Source organism: Pseudonocardia sp. EV170527-09 (genome assembly GCF_008369905.1).
GTDB lineage: Bacteria > Actinomycetota > Actinomycetes > Mycobacteriales > Pseudonocardiaceae > Pseudonocardia.
Map to the genome: position 1 here is coordinate 1 of NZ_VRMC01000299.1, position 605 is coordinate 605.

1 protein-coding gene and 1 pseudogene are annotated in these 605 nt (G+C 69.8%); both read right to left on the minus strand.

Features of this window, described 5'->3' with window-relative positions:
* The coding region (locus tag FVA95_RS29210; RefSeq protein WP_193564260.1) for a sigma factor-like helix-turn-helix DNA-binding protein at nucleotides 1-217 on the minus strand (217 nt) is incomplete at its 3' end.
* Nucleotides 218-287: 70 nt separating this feature from the next.
* Nucleotides 288-527 (minus strand): annotated as a pseudogene (locus tag FVA95_RS29215) (nitrile hydratase subunit alpha); the annotation flags it as partial.
* Nucleotides 528-605 lie beyond the last annotated feature (78 nt).

Consider the following 605-nt stretch of genomic DNA (forward strand, 5'->3'; position numbering starts at 1 on the left):
TCCGCGGGAACTGCGCCAACAGAGCCCGCACCTGCGGCTCGACCGCATCAGCCAGCGAACCCCGCGGGCCCCGTTCCCGCCGCGGTGGGCCCGGCGCCCGCAGCGCCGAACGCACCGTGTTCCGCGCGACTCCCAGCCGGCGGGAGATCTCCTTGATCGGGACACCCTCCGCCCGATGCAGACGACGGATCTCGGACCAGTCCTCCACCGACAACACCCCCTCAGCGTCGCCCAGAAGGGGTCAATCCCAATCCGACGTCAGGGGGTCAGTCTCAGGCCGTCGTCGACAGGGGGTAGCCGAAGTCCTCGGCCAGGACCTTGCGGGGCTCGCGGACGATGCGCGCCCGGAACGGCGGCGCCTTGTACCAGTTCGGCGGCAGGCCCAGGACCGGCCACGGGTAGCAGGAGCACAGGGTGCAGACGATGACGTGCTGGACGGTGTCGGTGTTCTCGACGACGACCATCTCCTCGCCCTGCAGGCCGCCGATGCCCAGCTCGCGACAGGCCGCGGAGGCGTCGGCGAGCAGATGTCAACGGCGGGTTGGGAGTAACCCCGTAACGACGGATTGGGACTGACCCCCTTGTCGGGTGTTCAGTCGTTGCTG